We start from the raw sequence: 17,079 nt of genomic DNA, 5'->3' as shown, positions 1-17,079 counted from the left end.
CGAATGAAATTCTCCGAAAACTGGCTCCGCCACCACGTTCCGACCACTGCCACGCGCGATGAACTCGCCGCGACGCTGACCGCGATCGGCCTGGAAGTCGAGGAGGTCACGCCGCTGGGCGACTCGCTCGACGGCGTGGTCGTGGCGCGCATCCTCAGCGCGACGCGTCATCCCGAAGCCGACCGCCTGCAGGTGTGCGAAGTCGACACCGGCAACGGCACCGTGCAGATCGTCTGCGGCGCGCCGAACGCGCGCGCGGGCCTCGTCGCGCCGCTGGCGACGGTCGGCGCGACATTGCCCGGCGGCATCGCGATCAAGGCCGCGAAACTGCGCGGCGTGGAATCCTTCGGCATGCTGTGTTCGGCGAAGGAACTGGGCGTGGATCCCGATGCGTCGGGCCTGCTCGAACTGCCCGACGACGCGCCGGTCGGCACGCCGCTCGCGCAGTACCTCGGACTGCCGGATGCCAGCATCGAGATCAAGCTGACGCCCAACCGCGCCGACTGCTTCAGCGTGCGCGGCATCGCGTTCGATGTCGCCGCCGCGCTCGGTGGCGAGGTGAAGCCGCTCGACGCCGCGCCCGTTGCGGCGGGCAGCGATGCGGCGATGCGTGTCGAACTCGACGCCGGCCTGCGCGTGCCGCGCTTCGCCGGTCGCGTGATCGACGGCGTCGACGCCACCGTCTCCACGCCGGCGTGGATGGCCGAACGCCTGCGTCGCAGCGGCGTGCGCCCGATCAGCTTCCTCGTGGACGTCACGCAGTACGTGATGCTCGAGCTCGGCCAGCCGATGCACGCCTTCGACAAGGACACGCTGGAAGGCGACGTCGTCGTGCGCCCGGCACGCGCTGGCGAAACGCTCAAGCTGCTCGACGGCCGCACCGTCGAACTCGACGACGATTTCCTCGTGGTGTCCGACAGCCGTGGCGGCAAGGCCGCGCGTGCGGTGGCGCTGGGCGGCATCATGGGCGGCTTCGATACGCGCGTGACCGACGCCACGCGCAACGTTTTCCTCGAAGCGGCGCACTGGATTCCCTCGGCGATCATCGGCCGCAGCCGCAAGCTCGGCCTGCACACCGACGCCGGCCATCGTTTCGAACGCGGCGTCGATCCGGAACTGCCGCGCATCGCCGTGGAATACGCGACGAAGCTGATTCTCGACATCGCCGGCGGCGTGCCGGGCCCGACGGTCGACGTCACGCTGGCCGAGCACCTGCGCGCGCCGCAGCCGATCATGCTGCGCCGTGCGCGACTCGCTCGCGTGCTGGGCCTGACCGTTGCCGACGCGGAAGTCGAGCGCATCCTGCGTGCGCTGGGCCTGCAGGTCGAATCGCTGGCCGATGGCTGGCGCGTCGTGCCGCCGAGTCGCCGCTTCGATCTGGAGATCGAGGAAGACCTGATCGAGGAAATCGCGCGCATCCACGGTTACGACGCGATCCCGACCACGCTGCCGGCCGGTGCCGCGCGCCTGGTCGCGCCGAGCGAAACGCGCGTCGACGAATCGACCGCGCGTCGTCACCTGGCCTCGCGCGACTTCCTGGAAGCGGTGAACTACGCGTTCGTCGACGCCGACCTGCTGTCGAAGTGGAGCCTCACCGACGGCAGCGTGCCGCTGGCCAATCCGCTCAGCGGCGAGTTGGGCGTCATGCGCACCGCGCTGCTGCCGGGCCTGGTCGCCGCGCTCGCGCGCAACGCCGCGCGCCAGCAGCCGCGCGTGCGTCTGTGCGAACTGGGTAACGTGTTCCGCGACAACCCGGGCGAGGCGCCGATCGAGACCGGCCGCATCGCCGCCGCCGCATGTGGCGACGTGCACGCCGAACAGTGGGCCGTCACCGCGCGCCCCATCGGTTTCCACGACCTCAAGGGAGATCTGGACAGCCTCGCCGCACTGGCGGGCGCGACGCTCGAGTACCGCGCCTCGCAGCCCGCGTGGGCGCACCCGGGCCGTTCGGCCGACGTGTACCGCGACGGCGTGCGCCTGGGCTGGATCGGCCAGCTGCATCCGCGCCTGCAGCGCGCGCTGGAGCTTGATGTCGACGTGGTCGCGTTCGAGCTCGACCTCGCGCCCCTGTTCAGCCGCGCGGTGCCGCGCGCCGCTGCGCTGTCGAAGTATCCGTCCGTCCGCCGGGACCTCGCGTTCGTCGTCCCGGAATCCGTGGAATGGGCGGCGATCGAGCGGGCCGTGAAGGCAGCCGCGGGCCCGTTCCTGCGCGATCTCGTGCTGTTCGATCGTTACCAGGGCAAGGGCGTTGAACCGGGTTTCAAAAGTCTTGCTATGGGCTTGATTCTGCAGGATGAATCGCGCACCCTGACTGACCGTGACGTCGATACCGCAGTGGCTTCGGTGACCGGCGCGCTGCAGCGGGAGTACGGGGCAACGATCCGCGGCTGAGGTTGAGGAAGCAACGATGGCATTGACCAAGGCCGAGATGGCCGAACGCCTGTTCGACGAGGTCGGGCTGAACAAGCGAGAGGCGAAGGAATTCGTGGACGCGTTCTTCGACGCGCTGCGCGAGGCGCTGGAGCACGGTCGCCAGGTGAAGCTTTCCGGTTTCGGCAACTTCGACCTGCGGCGCAAGAACCAGCGCCCGGGGCGCAACCCGAAGACCGGCGAGGAGATCCCGATCTCCGCCCGTACCGTGGTGACCTTCCGCCCCGGCCAGAAACTGAAGGAACGCGTGGAAGCCTATTCCGGAGCTGAGCATGCTTGACCCCGGCAGCAATCGCGAACTCCCGCCGATCCCGGCCAAGCGCTACTTCACCATCGGTGAGGTGAGCGAGCTGTGCGACGTCAAGCCGCACGTGCTGCGCTATTGGGAAACCGAGTTCCCGATGCTTAACCCGGTCAAGCGCCGCGGCAACCGTCGCTACTACCAGCGACACGAAGTGCTGATGGTGCGCCAGATCCGCGGCCTGCTGTACGAGCAGGGCTACACCATCGGTGGCGCGCGCCTGCGCCTGGAAGGCGAAACGGCGAAGGACGAGTCCGCGCTGAGTTCGCAGATCATCCGCCAGGTGCGGATGGAGCTGGAAGAAGTCCTGCAGTTGCTGCGGCGCTGAGTTCCGCCGCCGCCGCGGTGGCCGCGGCGAGGTTCCACCGTTATACTTGCCGCCCGCTTGCAAGGGCGGCACACGCAATACGTCGGGGCGTAGCGCAGCCTGGTAGCGCATCTGCCTGGGGGGCAGAGGGTCGTCGGTTCGAATCCGGCCGTCCCGACCATCTTGCGAATCTGGTGTTCTTCCACGCGCGAGTCCGCGCCGCATGCCGCACCGGCATGAAGGGAAGAGCGGAATCACGATCGAAGCGAAAGTTGCCGCCACGTTGCGGCGCTCGGCGCTCCTGCGCGTCGCTGCTCTTGATCGCACGTCTGTCGGCCGAACGCTGCTCAGAGACGGACGTCTCCCGATAGCGTGTTCACTTCGCGGCGTTCGCTACGCAGGGCGTTGGCGCGATCGCGCGCACGGCGATGACGTTTCCGAAGGAACGGCGAGTGCAGCACGCGCGCATCGCCTCCGCACCGCACGATGCCGCCGCACTCGTCGCGCGGCGCGTCTCAGCCTGCCGCACCGTCAGCGTCGTCTCTTCACACCCTCCGGCTGAGCTCGCTTTGCGGCGGGCCGAAACGCCTGCTTTCACGCGCGCCGAATCTCGAAATTCCGCGCAACGAGTGCACGTCGCAGGCATCGCTCGATGAGATCACACAGCGAAAATCCCAGTCAGAAACCTGAAGAATTCACCGTGCTGAACCATTCGGCCGCATTTTCTTGAGCTGAACCACAAATACGCAAAGTCGCTTCGCTTGTTCAGCACTGTCACGATCGCGTGACGCTAAGGTGCATTCCAGTCACGAACATGATCGTGACGTGATGACCAAGCGAAGGCAGTGTGAATGCATTCGGTTCTTCGCTTCGTCTCCGTGCTGTTCAGTAATCACTCCCGGAAACGAACGTGAACGATCACCGTGCTTTCAATGCGGCCGCCATGCCGCGCCGCCAATTCATCCAGAAGACCCTTCTCCTTTCGGTGCCGCCGATCCTCGGTTTCACCGGCATCGGCAAGGTGCTCGCCGCAGGTTCGACGACCGCCCTGACGTGGACCCCGCCGACCCGCGCCCGCGGCACCGCCGTGCTGAGCGTGAAGAACTACGGCGCTGTCGGCGACGGCGTGCGTGACGACACCGCGTCGTTCCAGGCCGCCATCAACGCGCTGCCCTCGACCGGTGGCACGGTGCAGGTGCCGGCCGGCACCTACCTGATCGATCCGACCGTCAACGTGCGCCTGCGCAGCAGCATGCACCTGCAGCTGGATCCGAACGCGATCCTCAAGGCCAAGCCGAACGCCGCCGAACGCGCCTACGTGCTGATGGCGATGCAGGTCAACGACGTCGAGATCTCGGGCGGCCGCATCATCGGCGACCGCGATGCGCACCTGGGCACGACGGGCGAGTGGGGTCACGGCATCATGCTGCGCGGTTCCAACCGCGTGACGGTGCGCGATATCCACATCTCCAACGGCTGGGGCGACGGCATCTCGATCGGTGGCGCCGCGCAGGCGTCCGGTGCGGTCATTCCGTGCAACGACGTGGCGATCCACAACATCGTCTCGACCAACAACCGTCGCCAGGGCCTGACCATCGGCTGCTCGCGCAACGTGAAGGTGTACGACAGCGAGTTCAGCAACTCCAACGGCATCGAGCCGCAGTGCGGCATCGACATCGAGCCGGACATCAACGACCTGCGCACGACCGATACCGTGCACATCCAGAACTGCCTGATCCGCAACAACAAGGGCAACGGCATCCTGGTGTACAAGCGCGTCACCAACGTCACCGTGAAGTCGTGCACGATGGAATACAACGGCGGCTACGGCCTGCTCACGGTGGGCGCGGCGGCCGGCTACATCGCGCAGAACCGCTTCCTGCGCAACACGCTGTGCGGCCTGATGTTCAGTTCGACCACCGACAACTACCAGGCCAGCAGCAACGTGTTCCGCAACAACTACACGAAGATCTTCGGCGTCAGCACCGTCGACAAGCCGCTGGTCACGATGACGGGCATCCTCGCCGGCGCGATGCCGAAGGGCAACGATCCGCACGTGCAGAAGGCCACCGCATCGACCAACATCCGCGTCACAACGAACCAGTACGCGATGTAAGCGATCCTCGTCGAGTCACAACGCTCGAACTTGATCCGCCGCTGTGCAGACAGCGGCGGATTTTTTTTGGCGACTTATTCCGACGGGGACGACGCCGTCTTCTTGCGCGCCTTCTTCGTCGTGTTCAGCGCGACGGCCGCGCGGATGAGCGCCTTCAATGCGGCTTCGTCGATCTCGTCGCCTTCGTGCAGATCGATCGCGCGGCGCGTGTTGCCGTCCAGGCTCGAATTGAACAGCCCCGCCGGGTCATCGAGCGACGCGCCTTTCGCGAAGGTCAGCTTCACGTGCTGCTTGTAGCTCTCGCCGGTGCAGATGATGCCGTCGTGCGACCACACCGGCACGCCGCGCCATTTCACTTCCTCGACGACGTCCGGGTCGGCCTGGTGGATCAGCTTTCGCACGCGCGACAGCGTCTTGCCGCGCCAGTCGCCCAGTTGCGCGATGCGTTCATCGATGAGACTCGAGGCGTCTTCCGTGCCCGCATCCGTGCTGCCGTTTCCGTTGGACTTCTTCATGGTCGATCGCCTGGTATTGCGTGAGGGCGGCGTTACATCTTCTCGCCGGGGAGCTTGCTGGCCTGCTTCAGCCACGTCGCGAAGCGCGCTTCGTCGACGGGCTCGTCTTCGTGGATGTCGAGGTAACGCACGTGCGCCATCTTCGACTCGCCCGGCGGCATCGGCTTGAGCGATGCGCCGCGGAAGAACGACACCTTGATGTAGCGCGTGTAGCAGTGCACGCCGAGGAACCAGCCTTCATCGCCGGGCGCACCATACAGCGGCGAGTTCCACTTCACGGCCTTGCGCACGCCGGGAATGGTCTTTTCGATGAGTGTGTCGAGGCGACGCCACGCGTCGCGCTTCCAGCCAGGCATCGCGTCGATGTACGCCTGCACCGGCGCGTCGCCGTAGCCTTTGGGGATCTGGGGATTGCCGCCTGAAAGCAGCGTCGGCGCTGTCTTCTTCGCGACGGCTTTGGCCGTCTTCGACGGCGCGGGCTTCTTCGTGGTCGCCGTGCGGGCGACCTTCTTGGAGGCGGGCTGCTTCGCCGCGCCTGCCGCCTTCCTTGGAGTCGTCGTCGTACCGGGCATCACGGCGCGTCCTGTCGATCATCGGGACGACGGGGGTTTCGCGTCGCCCCTGCGGGGTCGCGGCGGAGGATAGCACTGGCTGGAAATGGGCCGCCCGTGAAAGGCGGCTGCCGGATCGATCGGGCTACGCCATCAGGGCGCGTGGCCGAAACACGCCGCTCAGGAAAGCGCCAGCGCCTCTCTCCCAACGAAGGCGCTTTCCCGAGCCGGCTCGTCGGCGAAAGCTCCAATGACGAACGGGGCGTTGCAGGCGTAGCCCTGCAGGATGCCTTCGCGGTTCACGACGTCGAAACCGACGGCGAGGCGTTCCTGCCACAACGCATTTCGTTCTGCCGACTTCTCCATCTCCTGCCCCTCAAGCGGTCAAGGGGCGCAATCTCCGCGATGCACGGTGAGGAGGCGGTGAAGTCGGCGCCCCATGCATCCCGATCACCCCGGAGGCTCAGACAGGTTGGGATCGTTCGACGACACGCGACGGCATGTGCGCGCGTGCAGGATCGGAGACGCCTTACTCCAGCGCCTCGTCATCCAGCCCTGGCGGTACCTCGCCGGGCAGGCGGAGTTCGAACGTCGAGCCTTCGCCCGCGCCTGCGCTGTGGGCGGTGAGGGTGCCGCCGTGCAGGCGCGTGAGGCTGCGTGCCAGCGCCAGCCCGATGCCCAGGCCGCCTTCGTGCCGCTCCGGCGTGGACTCGGCTTGCGCGAACAGCTCGAACACCCGCGACAGCAGCTCGGGTTCGATGCCGACGCCGTTGTCGCGCACGCGCAGCAGCACGTCGCTGGCCTGGCGTTCGATCTCCAGCGCGACCGTGCCGTTGGGCGGCGTGTACTTGGCGGCGTTGTTCAGCAGGTTCGAGAGGATCTGCGTGAGGCGCGAACGGTCGGCCCACAGCTCCACGCCGTGGGTGCGGTCGGCGAGGCTGAAGCGGTGGCCGCGACGCGTCATCAGCGGCATCGTCTGTTCGATCGCCGCATCGACGATCTCCGACAGCCGCACCCGACGGCGCTTGAGCGAGGTGAGCCCGCGCGTCACCCGCGAGACGTCCATCAGGTCCTCCACCAGGTTGCCCATGTGGATGGCCTGGCGGTCGATGATCTCGCTGGCCTGCAGCACGTTCTGGACGCTGTCGGGCGCCATCTTCAGCAACTGCGCAGCCGTGGCGATGGGCGCGAGCGGGTTGCGCAGCTCGTGCGCGAGCATCGCCAGGAAGTGGTCCTTCTGGCGATCCGCCGAACGCAGCGCATCCTGGCTGCGCTCTAGCATTTCTTGCACGCGCTTCTGGTCCTGGATGTCGGTGCAGGTGCCCATCCACCGCACGATCAAACCCGACGCATCGCGCATCGGCAACGCGCGGCCGAGCACCCAGCGGTATTCGCCGGTGTGGAAGCGCATGCGGTATTCGATGTCGTACGGCTCACCGGTGGCGAGGCTGCGACGCCACAACGCCCAGGCGCGATCGCGATCGTCCGGATGCAGCGGCTCGTCCCATTCGTGACCGCGCGTGGCGCCTTCCGGCAAGCCGGTGAAGTCGTACCAGCGCTGGTTGCAGTAATCGATCTCGCCATTGCCGCGCGCCGACCAGACCATCTGCGGGACGAGGTTGGCGATGGTGCGGAAACGCCCCTCGCTCTCGCGCAGGGCCGACAACGCGGCCTCGCGACCGGTGACGTCGGCGCCCTGCACGAAGATGCCTTCGATGCGGCCGTGCGAATCGCGCACTGGCTGGTAGATGAAGTCGACGAAGAGCGTCCGCTCCTCCCCGCCGGCATCCTGCAGGATCACCGGCATGCCGCGGCCGACGAAGGGATTTCCGGTTTCGCGCACCTGATCGAGCAGTTCGAAGAAGCCCTGGTCCCTGAGCTCCGGCAACACTTCGCGCAGCGGAACGCCGATGAAATCGCGGCGGCCGATCAATCGTTCGTACGCTTCGTTGGCCAGGTCGAACACGTTGTCCGGTCCGCGCAGCACCGCCATGAAGCCCGGCGCCTGTTCGAACAAGTCGGTGAGGAAGGCCTGCCGCGCCGACAGCCGCGCGTTGTCGCGCTGCACCGCCGCCGCGCGCGAGAGCACGCCTTCGGACATCTGCTCGGCGGTGAGCCCGGTGGCTTCGCGCGCGCGGCGTACCTCCTCGCGCAGGCGATGCACTTCGGTGACGTCGGTGGTGTGCTGCATCACCGCCACGACATTGCCGTCGTCGCCGCGCAATGGCGTGTGCGTCGCGCTCCAGTAGCGGACATCGACGATGCGGCCGTCGGGCGTGTCGGATTCGATCGCATACGGAATCAGCGCGAGCACGTCGCGCTCGCCGGTGGCGAACGCGCGTTCCAGCGAGGCGCGCAGCACGTCGGCCTGCGGGCTGCCGTCGTCGTTGGTGGCACCGGGAAACACGTCGAACAGGGCGCGCCCGAGCAGCTGCGCGCGCGACAGCCCCGTCAGCAGTTCGTAGGCGTGGTTCGCCTCGACGAAGCGCATCTGCCGGTCCAGCACCATGTACGCGTTCGGCGAGTGCTGGAAGAGGCGATCGAACTGGATGGACACGAGGTGCTCCCTGGGCTGGCGCCAAGTATCCACTACCGGTGTGCAGGAAACGCGGCAGGGCTAGGATGCGCCGATGAATCCGACCGCCTCGCGCCTGATCGACGAACTGCAACTCTCGCCGCATCCCGAGGGCGGCCACTACCGGCGCGTGTATGCCTCGTCGATCTCCGTTGAGCACGGCGGCCACCTGCGCCCGGCGCTGACGGCGATCCAGTTCCTGCTCGCGCAGGGCGAAGCGAGCCGATGGCATCGGGTCGACGCCGACGAAACCTGGCACTGGCAGGACGGCGGTCCGCTGGAGCTGCAGGAGTTCGACGCCGCGACCGGCGAGCTGGCGACCGTGCGGCTGGACAGCGCCGCGCGTGGCGGCCCGGCGATGCACGTCGTGCGCGCGGGGCGCTGGCAGGCGGCGCGGCCGTTGGCGGCGTATACGCTGGTCGCATGCACGGTGGCCCCGGGGTTCGTGTGGGAGGGCTTCGCCATGCTCGATCCAGCCAGCGTGATCGCCGACGCACTGCGCAGTGCCGGCGCGTGGTCACCGGACTGAACGGAACTCGCGCACGCGCCTGAAGGTCCCAAGCCAGGCAAGCGCACCACGTCGTTCAGCCAGGCGCGTCCCGTCGCGCCATTCGGACAAGGAATTCAGATGCGTCGTAGAAACGTCAGCTGGCTTTTGGGAATGCTTGTGTCGGTGGCCGCCGTGGGCATCGCGTCCGCGCAATCGGCGCCTTCGTCATCCGACGACACGTTGCCGCCGATCCGCGATCTCGCTCCGCTCGTGGTCAGCGGCATCCAGCCGGGTCCCGGCTTGTGGAAGGTGCGCAAGGGTGACCACACCCTGTGGGTGCTCGGCACCGTGTCGCCGCTGCCGCGAAGCATGGAGTGGGAATCGCGCGAGGTCGAGCTGGTGCTGTCGAACTCGCAGGAACTGATCGAACCGCCCGGCGTGCACATCGACGCCGACCTTGGGTTCTTCGGGAAGCTCGCGCTCGCGCCGAAGGCGTTCGGAGCACGCAAGAATCCCGATGGGCAGACGCTGCAGGACGTCGTGCCGCCGGACATGTACGCGCGATGGCTGGTGCTCAAGGGCAAGTACATGGGAAGCGACCGCGGCGTGGAAACCTACCGGCCGATCCTCGCCGCGATGGAGTTGTACGAGGAGGCCATTGAGGACGTCGGGCTGAAGCAGGGCGGGGTGGTGTGGCCGGTCGTCGAGAAGATCGCGAAGCGCCACAAGGTGCCGCGCACCGAAACGACGGTGAAGGTGATGATCGAAGACCCCAAGGTCGCGCTGAAGGAACTGCGCAGCGCGCGGTTGGAAGACCTCGACTGCTTCGCCAAGACGCTGCAGCGGCTGGAATCTGATCTGGGCACGATGCGCGAGCGCGCCAACGCGTGGGCCGTCGGCGACCTGGCGTCGCTCAAGGCGCTGCCCTATACCGACCAGAACGAGGCCTGCCTGCATGCCGCCGCGCAATCTGACGTGCTGCGCAAGCGCACCAGCGACATCGAGGCGCAGGTCGCCACGCGCTGGCTGGGCGCGGCCGAAGCGGCCCTGACGAAGAACACGAACACCTTCGCCGTACTGCCGATGCGCGAGCTGCTGCGGCCGGACGGCTTCGTGGCGCGATTGAAGGCGAAGGGGTATGCGGTGGAGGAACCGCAGCCGCCCGGGGCGCAGGACGTTCCGGCGGCAGCGACGCAGACGCCCTGAAGTGCGGCAGTTGCCGGCGCGCGTTGCCGCAAGCGACCCTTCTCCCGCTTGCGGGAGAAGGTGCCGGGAGGCGGATCAGGGGGCTAGCCCGCCGCGCTCACCGCGACATTCGGTCGACCCAGCTCCGGCCAGCGCTTCAGCACCGACGCCCGAATGCCTGCGACGTCGAGGCCCGCTTCGGCCAGCAGCTGTTCGCGGCTGGCGTGGTGCTGGAACGCGTCGGGCAGGCCCAGGTGCAGGATCGGCAGCGTGATGCCTTCGGCGGCCAGCAGTTCGGCCACGCCGGAACCCGCACCGCCCGCGACGACGTTGTCCTCGATCGTCACGAAGCCCGCGTGCGAACGCGCGAGTTCGAGCACGAGTGCGCGGTCCAGGGGCTTCACGAAGCGCATGTTGACCACGGTGAGGCCGAGTTCGGCGCCGACGGCTTCGGCGGCTGCCGTGACCGCACCGAACGCCAGCAGCGCCAGCTTGGAGCCGTCGCGACGCACTTCGGCGCGACCGATCGGCAGCGTGCCCAGCGTGGGCAGCACGGCGACGCCGGGGCCGGTGCCGCGCGGATAGCGCACGGCGGCCGGACCTTCGTAGTGGTAGCCGGTACTCAGCATCTGCCGGCATTCGTTCTCGTCGGCCGGCGCCATCACCACCATGTTCGGCACGCAGCGCAGGTAGCTCAGGTCGAGGTTACCGCCGTGCGTGGCGCCGTCCGGACCGACCACGCCGCCGCGGTCGATCGCGAACAGCACGTCGAGGTTCTGGATCGCCACGTCGTGCACGAGCTGGTCGTAGCCCCGCTGCAGGAACGTGGAATAGATGGCGACCACCGGTTTCGCGCCTTCGCACGCCATGCCGGCGGCGAGCGTCACCGCGTGCTGCTCGGCGATGGCGACGTCGAAATAGCGCTGCGGGTATTCGCGGCTGAAACGCACCAGGCCGGACCCTTCGCGCATCGCCGGCGTGATGCCCTGCAGGCGCGGTTCGGCCGCGGCCATGTCGCACAGCCAGTCGCCGAAGACGTCGGTGTACGTCGGCTTCTTCGCGCCCGGCTTGCTGATCAGGCCCTTCTCGGGATCGAACGGACCGACGGCGTGGTAGCCGATCTGGTCGCCTTCGGCGAGCTCGTAGCCCTTGCCCTTGGTCGTGATGATGTGGAGCAGCTGCGGGCCCTTCAGGCCCTTGAGCGTCTTCAGCGCGGAGAGCAGGGCGGGCAGGTCGTGGCCATCGATCGGGCCGGTGTAGTGGAAGCCCATTTCCTCGAACAGCGTGGACGGCACGAACATGCCCTTCCAGTGCTCTTCCCAGCGCTTGACGAACTTCGCCGCCGGCTTGTTCTTGTCGCCCAGCAGACGCTTGCCGCCTTCGCGGATCGCGTTGAGCGTGCGGCTGCCGGTGAGGCGCCCGAGCATCTGCGTGAGGCCGCCGACGTTCTCGGAAATCGACATCTGGTTGTCGTTGAGGATCACCAGCAGGTTCGGCTCCGGATCCATGCCGCCGCCGTGGTTCAACGCCTCGAACGCCATTCCGGCGGTCATCGCGCCGTCGCCGATCACCGCCACAACCTTGCGGTCGTCGCCCAGCTGCTGCAGCGCGATCGCCATGCCGAGCGCGGCGGAGATCGACGTGGACGAATGGCCCACGCCGAAGGTGTCGTATTCGCTTTCCTCGCGCTTGGGGAACGGCGCGACGCCGTCGGCCTGCTTGACCGTGTGGATGATGTCGCGGCGACCGGTCAGGATCTTGTGCGGATACGTCTGGTGCCCGACGTCCCACACCAGGCGGTCCACTGGCGTCTCGTACAGCCAGTGCAGTGCGACGGTCAGTTCGATCACGCCCAGACCCGCGCCGAAGTGGCCGCCGACGAGGGCGACCTGTTCGATCAGGTAAGCGCGCAGTTCGTCGGCGATCGCGGACAGTTCCTCTTCTGGGAACTGGCGCAGGTCGGCGGGGACCTGGATTCGGGACAGGCGCGGATAACGTTGCGGGTCGATCATCACGACGGGGTCAGGCGACAAGTTCTCCATTGTCCCGCCGTCGTCCGGGGCGGGCAAGGATCGACCCCGATCGCTTCGCGACGCCCTGTTCAGTCGCCGGCGCGAACGACGCCGGCGAAGCGCGCTGGATCAGCGGCCGCGCAGGCGTCCGAACAGACCGCTGCCGGCCTTGCCCGGATCGACCGGCTCGGGTTCGCGCTCGACCTCGGCGAAACCGGTGGCGAGGTTGGCGTTGATGAAATCGGCCACTTCAGCCTGCGTGACGCCGCTGGCTTCGGCGATTTCCGACACCAGCGACGGGCCCTTCATCATCACCGTGGCGATGCGGAAGTGCTTGGGGTATTCGCGCTCGGTCTGCGGCCACTTCACCATCAGGTAGCGGCGTGCCGGATCGTGTTCCGACGCCAGCGAACCCTTTCCGGCGAGCAGGTTGCCGAACCACACCAGTCGCGACAGCGGCATCGCAGCGCCTAGTCGCGCGCTTTCGCTGGCCCAGGTCGCGGCGTCGACAGGCACGAATTCGCTCGAATCCAGCTTTCCTTCGAAATGCGGGGCGAGTGGCTTGAGCGCCGCCGGGCCGTGGTAGACGCGCTGCTCCACATCGATCAGCAGGCCGTCGGTCGCGCTGCGAAGGCGCACTCGGCCCTTCAGGCGGTCGTTGACGATCCAGTCCAGCAGCGTGCCTTCGACGATCGACGACGCCGGACGCGCGACGACCGGCTCGGCGGCGGCGGGCGTCTCGACGGGCGCTTCGACGACGGGCTTTTCAGCAACCGGCGCGGGTGCGACGGGGGCGGGCGTCGGAGCGGGAGCGGGAGCGGGTGCGGGTGCGGGTGCGGGTGCGGGTTCCGGTGCGGGCGTGACGGCCACCGGCGCGGGAGCGACAGGCGCAGCCGGGGCCGGAGCCGGCTTCGGTTCCGGCGCGGCGGGTGCTTCGATCGTCACGCCGGCCTGCGTGGCGATCTCGCGGAGCAGGTTGGCGACCGTGTTTGCGTCGAACGGCTGGCCCAGGCGGAAATCGGCCTGCGTGCGCTGCGCGGCGGTCAGCGCGACCACGCTCTTGCCGGCGGCGTGCAGGCGCAGCCAGCTCATCGGGCCGTACATGCTGTCCATGTCGACGATGACGTATTCGGCGTCGGCGTCGGGCACGAGGCTCCACGCATTGCCCATGCGGCTGTTGGCCGCCTGTATGGCCGCCTGCAGGGCGGACTCCGTGTTCGGGTCCATGCCGGTCAGGCCGAGGGTCAGGCGCATCGTGAATCCGTCGTGAATTTGCAATGGATGGCGAGTGTCGTGGACGCCCTGACGGTCGTCAACGCGCGCAGAGCGTCGCATCTGAACGTTTTATGTCAGCCGGCCCGTTGCCGGAAGCGCGACCCCGTCAAAACGCCAACGCCATCACGCGCTGCGTCCCGTCTTCGCGGATTCACGCCTGCATGCGCGCGTTCTTAGGCAGATGGCTCCGGAGGAAGGCCATCTGGTCGGCGAGGATGTTGCGGTTGGACAGGATCAGGTGCTCGACCCAGCTCGGCCGGTACGGCACGGCCAGCAGCGGCATGCCCGCCTGCTGCGGCGTGCGGTTGCCCTTTCGCGAATTGCAGTGGAAGCAGGCGGCGACCACGTTTTCCCAGAGATCGCGCCCGCCCTTGGAAACGGGGATGACGTGATCGCGCGTGAGGTGCGGGCGACTGAAGTCGTGGCCGCAATACATGCACAGGTAGCCGTCGCGGGCGAACAGCGCGGCGTTGGTCAGCGCGGGCGTGGGATCGAGTGCGTGGGCGCGCGCGTGGCTGCGCGCCGCGACGATCGGATGCAGTTCGATCACGCTCTGCTCGCCGGTGAAGCGGCTGATGCCGCCGTGCACCTGCAGGCAGGGATCGCCCAGCGTCCAGGCGACCGCACCGCGTACATAAAGACAGGTCGCGTCCTGCCAGCTCATCCAGTCGAGGACGCGGCCGTGCGCATCCAGCGAAAGCAGGCGGACCGAATTCAGTCGGTCTATCGCGCCGCGAGGCGCGAAGGGAGCGGACACCGGATCCAGATCGGTTCCAGTTCGGACCAGGCGCAGATTCGCTCTATCGGTCTCCATTGGGAAACCAGCTTATACGCCATTGTTTACGTTTTGTGTACATGCGACCTGCGCGGTTTGTTATCGCGCAGGTCGCATTCGGCTCTCAAACCGCCTCGACGGCCAGCTCCGGCAGCCCGGCCACGCCGCTTTCGATCGCCGCCGAATGCGTTAGCGTGCGCGGCAGGATCCGCGCGAAATAGAAGCGTGCGGTCGCGCGCTTGTCGTCCTTGAACGCCTGCGGGTGCGTCGACGCATCGGCCGCCGCCACGCTGCGCGCCCACCAGTAGGCGAGCACTGCATAGCCGGAGTACATCAGGTAATCGAACGACGCCGCGCCGATTTCGTCGGCGTTGCCGGCCGCGCGCTGGCCGATCTGCATCGTCAGCTGCTGCCAGCGCGTGGCGGTTTCGCGCAGCGGGCCCACGAATTCGGCCAGCGATTCGTTGCCCGCATTCTCTTCGCAGAACGCGTGCACGCGGGCGAGGAACGCCTTCAAACCCGCGCCCTTCATCGCGAGAATCTTGCGGCCCAGCAGGTCGAGCGCCTGGATGCCGGTCGTACCCTCGTACAGCGTGGTGATGCGGGCATCGCGCGCGAGCTGCTCCATGCCGTGCTCGGCGATGTAGCCGTGGCCGCCGAAGCACTGCAGCGCGTTGTACGTGCATTCCACGCCCCACTCGGTGAGGCAGGCCTTGACGATCGGCGTGAGGAAACCCGCCTGCGCGTCGGCCAGTTCCCGTTCGGCGGCGTCATTCGAATTGGCCGCGATGTCGCCCTGCATCGCCGCGTCGTAACCCATCAGGCGGCCGCCTTCGATCAGCGCCTTGCAGGTCAGCAGCATGCGACGCACGTCGGGGTGCACGATGATCGGATCGGCCGGCTTGTCGGGGAATTTCGCGCCGGACAGCGCGCGCATCTGCAGGCGTTCGCGCGAATAACGCAGCGCGTTCTGCAGCGCGCGTTCCGACAATCCCAGTCCCTGCAGGCCGACGCCCAGGCGTGCGGAGTTCATCATGGTGAACATCCCCATGAGCCCCTTGTGCGGCGCGCCCACCAGATAGCCCTGCGCGCCATCGAAGTTCATCACGCACGTGGCCGAACCGTGGATGCCCATCTTGTGTTCGAGGCTGCCGCAGCGCACGGCATTGCGTTCGCCGGTCGAACCGTCCTGCGCCACGCGTTCACGCGGTACGACGAACAGCGAAATGCCCTTGCTGCCAGCCGGCGCATCGGGAAGGCGCGCCAGCACCAGGTGCACGATGTTGTCGGTGAAATCGTGCTCGCCGGCGGTGATGAAGATCTTCGTGCCGGTGATCGAATAGCTGCCGTCGCCGTTGGGCTCCGCGCGCGTCTTCAGCAGGCCGAGGTCGCTGCCGCAATGCGGTTCGGTCAGGCACATCGTGCCGGTCCAGCGGCCTTCGACCAGCGGCTTGAGGAACGCTTCCTGCTGCCAGCTCTCGCCGTGATGCAGCAGCGCTTCGATGGCGCCGTGCGAGAGCAGCGGGAAGTTGCCCCACGCGAGATTCGCCGCGTCGATCATTTCCTTCAGCGGCACGCCGACCAGCTGCGGCAGGCCTTGTCCGCCGAACTCCACCGGAGAGGTCAGGCCCGCCCAGCCGCCATCGACGAACTGCGCGTACGCCTGACGGAAACCGGCGGGCGTGGTCACTGCACCGGTGGATACATCGAGCTTGCAGCCTTCGCGATCGCCCACCGGATTGAGCGGTGCGAGGACCGTCTCGGTGAAGCGACCGGCTTCGTCGAGCACGGCGTCGAGCACGTCGCGCGTGGCGTCGGTGAAACCCAGGCGCTGGAACTGCGCTTCGGCATCGAGGACATCGAACAGCGCGAAGCGCATGTCGGCGAGGGGGGCTTTGTAACTGCTCATGAAGGATTCCGTGCGTGACGCGCGCTGCGGCGGTCGATAAGAAAGAAGGGCGGGGCGATCAGCGCAGGACGCCGGGCAACCCCGGGGCGGGGCTGAGCACGCCGTTGCGGTCGAGGTCGAAGCTGCGCTGCTTGCCTTCGTCCGGCGTGGCGTCGATGCGCCCGCTGAGCGAATACGCCAGGCTGCCGCCCGAGGCGAGCGCGTCCGCCGCGGCGAACTTGCCTGCGGCGTCGGGCATCACGGTGACGGTGATGACGTCGGCCGACTCCGGTCCGATCGTCAGGTTCGGCTGTGCGCGCAAGCGGCCGGTTTCGGCATCGGCAACCTTGACGGTCAGGTCGACGTTCTCGAATCGCATCGGGATGCTGCTGAAGTTCTCGATGCGCAGCTCCGTCGACCAACTGCCGTCGGCACGGACGGTGAGTTGCTGGATGCGTGCGGAGGGCTCGGAGACGCGGCGGACAGGTCCACTGGAACAACCGGCCAGCAACAGCGCAAGCAAGGCCAGTGCGGTCCAACGTGTCCAGTGCATCGCCTTCATGCCGCCGCTCCGAATGATGGGACGGCGAGCATACTACGGCGCACGGTAGGGGCTGCCAGCGTCTGGCAACGGTGAAATGCCGGCTAGCGTTGTCGAG

General features: G+C 67.5%; 15 protein-coding genes and 1 tRNA gene. 7 read left to right on the top strand and 9 right to left on the bottom strand.

What is annotated here, in order from left to right; genetic code table 11:
* Nucleotides 1–3: 3 nt before the first annotated feature.
* From pheT to DX912_RS10285, 5 genes are all read left to right on the top strand, one after another.
* Nucleotides 4–2,391 carry a phenylalanine--tRNA ligase subunit beta gene (gene pheT, locus DX912_RS10305; protein ID WP_115842432.1) on the top strand — a complete coding sequence of 796 codons (2,388 nt, stop codon included), beginning with the start codon at nt 4–6 and terminating at the stop codon, nt 2,389–2,391.
* A 16-nt stretch (nt 2,392–2,407) separates the two neighbouring features.
* Nucleotides 2,408–2,710, top strand: coding sequence for an integration host factor subunit alpha (gene ihfA, locus DX912_RS10300; RefSeq protein ID WP_115842431.1), 303 nt, complete (start codon nt 2,408–2,410; stop codon nt 2,708–2,710).
* Nucleotides 2,703–3,059 (top strand): MerR family transcriptional regulator, encoded by a 357-nt coding sequence (locus tag DX912_RS10295; RefSeq protein ID WP_115842430.1) that lies wholly within the window; start codon nt 2,703–2,705, stop codon nt 3,057–3,059. Before ihfA ends, DX912_RS10295 begins: the two co-directional genes overlap by 8 nt.
* Nucleotides 3,060–3,142: 83 nt before the next feature.
* Nucleotides 3,143–3,219 (top strand) — tRNA-Pro (locus DX912_RS10290).
* A 762-nt stretch (nt 3,220–3,981) separates the two neighbouring features.
* Nucleotides 3,982–5,154, top strand: coding sequence for a right-handed parallel beta-helix repeat-containing protein (locus DX912_RS10285; RefSeq protein WP_147298626.1), 1,173 nt, complete (start codon nt 3,982–3,984; stop codon nt 5,152–5,154).
* 74 nt (nt 5,155–5,228) lie between these two features.
* Here DX912_RS10285 and DX912_RS10280 read toward each other — a convergent pair whose 3' ends face one another.
* The 4 genes from DX912_RS10280 to DX912_RS10265 all read right to left on the bottom strand — a co-directional run bounded on the left by DX912_RS10280 (nt 5,229) and on the right by DX912_RS10265 (nt 8,777).
* Nucleotides 5,229–5,669: a DUF1801 domain-containing protein gene (locus tag DX912_RS10280; RefSeq protein ID WP_115842428.1), complete on the bottom strand. Its 441-nt coding sequence runs from the start codon at nt 5,667–5,669 to the stop codon at nt 5,229–5,231.
* A 32-nt stretch (nt 5,670–5,701) separates the two neighbouring features.
* Entirely contained in the window at nt 5,702–6,241 is a 540-nt protein-coding gene (locus tag DX912_RS10275; protein WP_115842427.1) for a DUF1801 domain-containing protein, read from the bottom strand.
* Nucleotides 6,242–6,400: 159 nt separating this feature from the next.
* A complete protein-coding gene (locus DX912_RS10270) occupies nt 6,401–6,586 on the bottom strand; it encodes a hypothetical protein (RefSeq protein ID WP_115842426.1) in 186 nt (61 codons plus the stop codon).
* A 163-nt stretch (nt 6,587–6,749) separates the two neighbouring features.
* Nucleotides 6,750–8,777, bottom strand: coding sequence for a PAS domain-containing sensor histidine kinase (locus tag DX912_RS10265; RefSeq protein WP_115842425.1), 2,028 nt, complete (start codon nt 8,775–8,777; stop codon nt 6,750–6,752).
* A 73-nt stretch (nt 8,778–8,850) separates the two neighbouring features.
* On the opposite strand from DX912_RS10265, the gene DX912_RS10260 reads away from it, so the two are divergent.
* A complete protein-coding gene (locus DX912_RS10260; RefSeq protein ID WP_115842424.1) occupies nt 8,851–9,324 on the top strand; it encodes a cupin domain-containing protein in 474 nt (157 codons plus the stop codon).
* 99 nt (nt 9,325–9,423) lie between these two features.
* Nucleotides 9,424–10,491: a TraB/GumN family protein gene (locus DX912_RS10255; protein ID WP_115842423.1), complete on the top strand. Its 1,068-nt coding sequence runs from the start codon at nt 9,424–9,426 to the stop codon at nt 10,489–10,491.
* Nucleotides 10,492–10,574: 83 nt separating this feature from the next.
* Here the strand turns inward: DX912_RS10255 and dxs are convergent, their stop codons facing one another.
* From dxs to DX912_RS10230, 5 genes are all read right to left on the bottom strand, one after another.
* Nucleotides 10,575–12,482, bottom strand: a complete 1,908-nt coding sequence (gene dxs / locus DX912_RS10250; RefSeq protein WP_115842596.1) for a 1-deoxy-D-xylulose-5-phosphate synthase — start codon at nt 12,480–12,482, stop codon at nt 10,575–10,577.
* Between the two features lie 129 nt (nt 12,483–12,611).
* Nucleotides 12,612–13,736 (bottom strand): helix-turn-helix domain-containing protein, encoded by a 1,125-nt coding sequence (locus DX912_RS18410; protein ID WP_181902792.1) that lies wholly within the window; start codon nt 13,734–13,736, stop codon nt 12,612–12,614.
* Between the two features lie 172 nt (nt 13,737–13,908).
* On the bottom strand, nt 13,909–14,571 hold the full coding sequence (locus tag DX912_RS10240; protein ID WP_115842422.1) for an HNH endonuclease: 663 nt from the start codon (nt 14,569–14,571) through the stop codon (nt 13,909–13,911).
* An 85-nt stretch (nt 14,572–14,656) separates the two neighbouring features.
* Entirely contained in the window at nt 14,657–16,441 is a 1,785-nt protein-coding gene (locus DX912_RS10235) for an acyl-CoA dehydrogenase C-terminal domain-containing protein (protein ID WP_115842421.1), read from the bottom strand.
* A 58-nt stretch (nt 16,442–16,499) separates the two neighbouring features.
* Complete coding sequence (locus DX912_RS10230) at nt 16,500–16,973, bottom strand: LEA/WHy family protein (protein ID WP_115842595.1); 474 nt, start codon at nt 16,971–16,973, stop codon at nt 16,500–16,502.
* Nucleotides 16,974–17,079: the final 106 nt, after the last annotated feature.

The organism is Lysobacter soli, assembly GCF_003382285.1.
Classification (GTDB): domain Bacteria; phylum Pseudomonadota; class Gammaproteobacteria; order Xanthomonadales; family Xanthomonadaceae; genus Lysobacter_J; species Lysobacter_J soli.
This window is presented reverse-complemented; position numbering and strand designations above follow the sequence as displayed.

Coding starts and splice junctions, on each gene's coding strand:
- DX912_RS10230 (WP_115842595.1), bottom strand. CDS start 16,973: ATGCACTGGACACGTTGGACCGCACTGGCCTTGCTTGCGCTGTTGCTG.
- dxs (WP_115842596.1), bottom strand. CDS start 12,482: ATGATCGACCCGCAACGTTATCCGCGCCTGTCCCGAATCCAGGTCCCC.
- DX912_RS10255 (WP_115842423.1), top strand. CDS start 9,424: ATGCGTCGTAGAAACGTCAGCTGGCTTTTGGGAATGCTTGTGTCGGTG.
- DX912_RS18410 (WP_181902792.1), bottom strand. CDS start 13,736: ATGCGCCTGACCCTCGGCCTGACCGGCATGGACCCGAACACGGAGTCC.
- DX912_RS10270 (WP_115842426.1), bottom strand. CDS start 6,586: ATGGAGAAGTCGGCAGAACGAAATGCGTTGTGGCAGGAACGCCTCGCC.
- ihfA (WP_115842431.1), top strand. CDS start 2,408: ATGGCATTGACCAAGGCCGAGATGGCCGAACGCCTGTTCGACGAGGTC.
- DX912_RS10240 (WP_115842422.1), bottom strand. CDS start 14,571: ATGGAGACCGATAGAGCGAATCTGCGCCTGGTCCGAACTGGAACCGAT.
- DX912_RS10235 (WP_115842421.1), bottom strand. CDS start 16,441: ATGAGCAGTTACAAAGCCCCCCTCGCCGACATGCGCTTCGCGCTGTTC.
- DX912_RS10280 (WP_115842428.1), bottom strand. CDS start 5,669: ATGAAGAAGTCCAACGGAAACGGCAGCACGGATGCGGGCACGGAAGAC.
- DX912_RS10295 (WP_115842430.1), top strand. CDS start 2,703: ATGCTTGACCCCGGCAGCAATCGCGAACTCCCGCCGATCCCGGCCAAG.
- pheT (WP_115842432.1), top strand. CDS start 4: ATGAAATTCTCCGAAAACTGGCTCCGCCACCACGTTCCGACCACTGCC.
- DX912_RS10260 (WP_115842424.1), top strand. CDS start 8,851: ATGAATCCGACCGCCTCGCGCCTGATCGACGAACTGCAACTCTCGCCG.
- DX912_RS10285 (WP_147298626.1), top strand. CDS start 3,982: ATGCCGCGCCGCCAATTCATCCAGAAGACCCTTCTCCTTTCGGTGCCG.
- DX912_RS10275 (WP_115842427.1), bottom strand. CDS start 6,241: ATGCCCGGTACGACGACGACTCCAAGGAAGGCGGCAGGCGCGGCGAAG.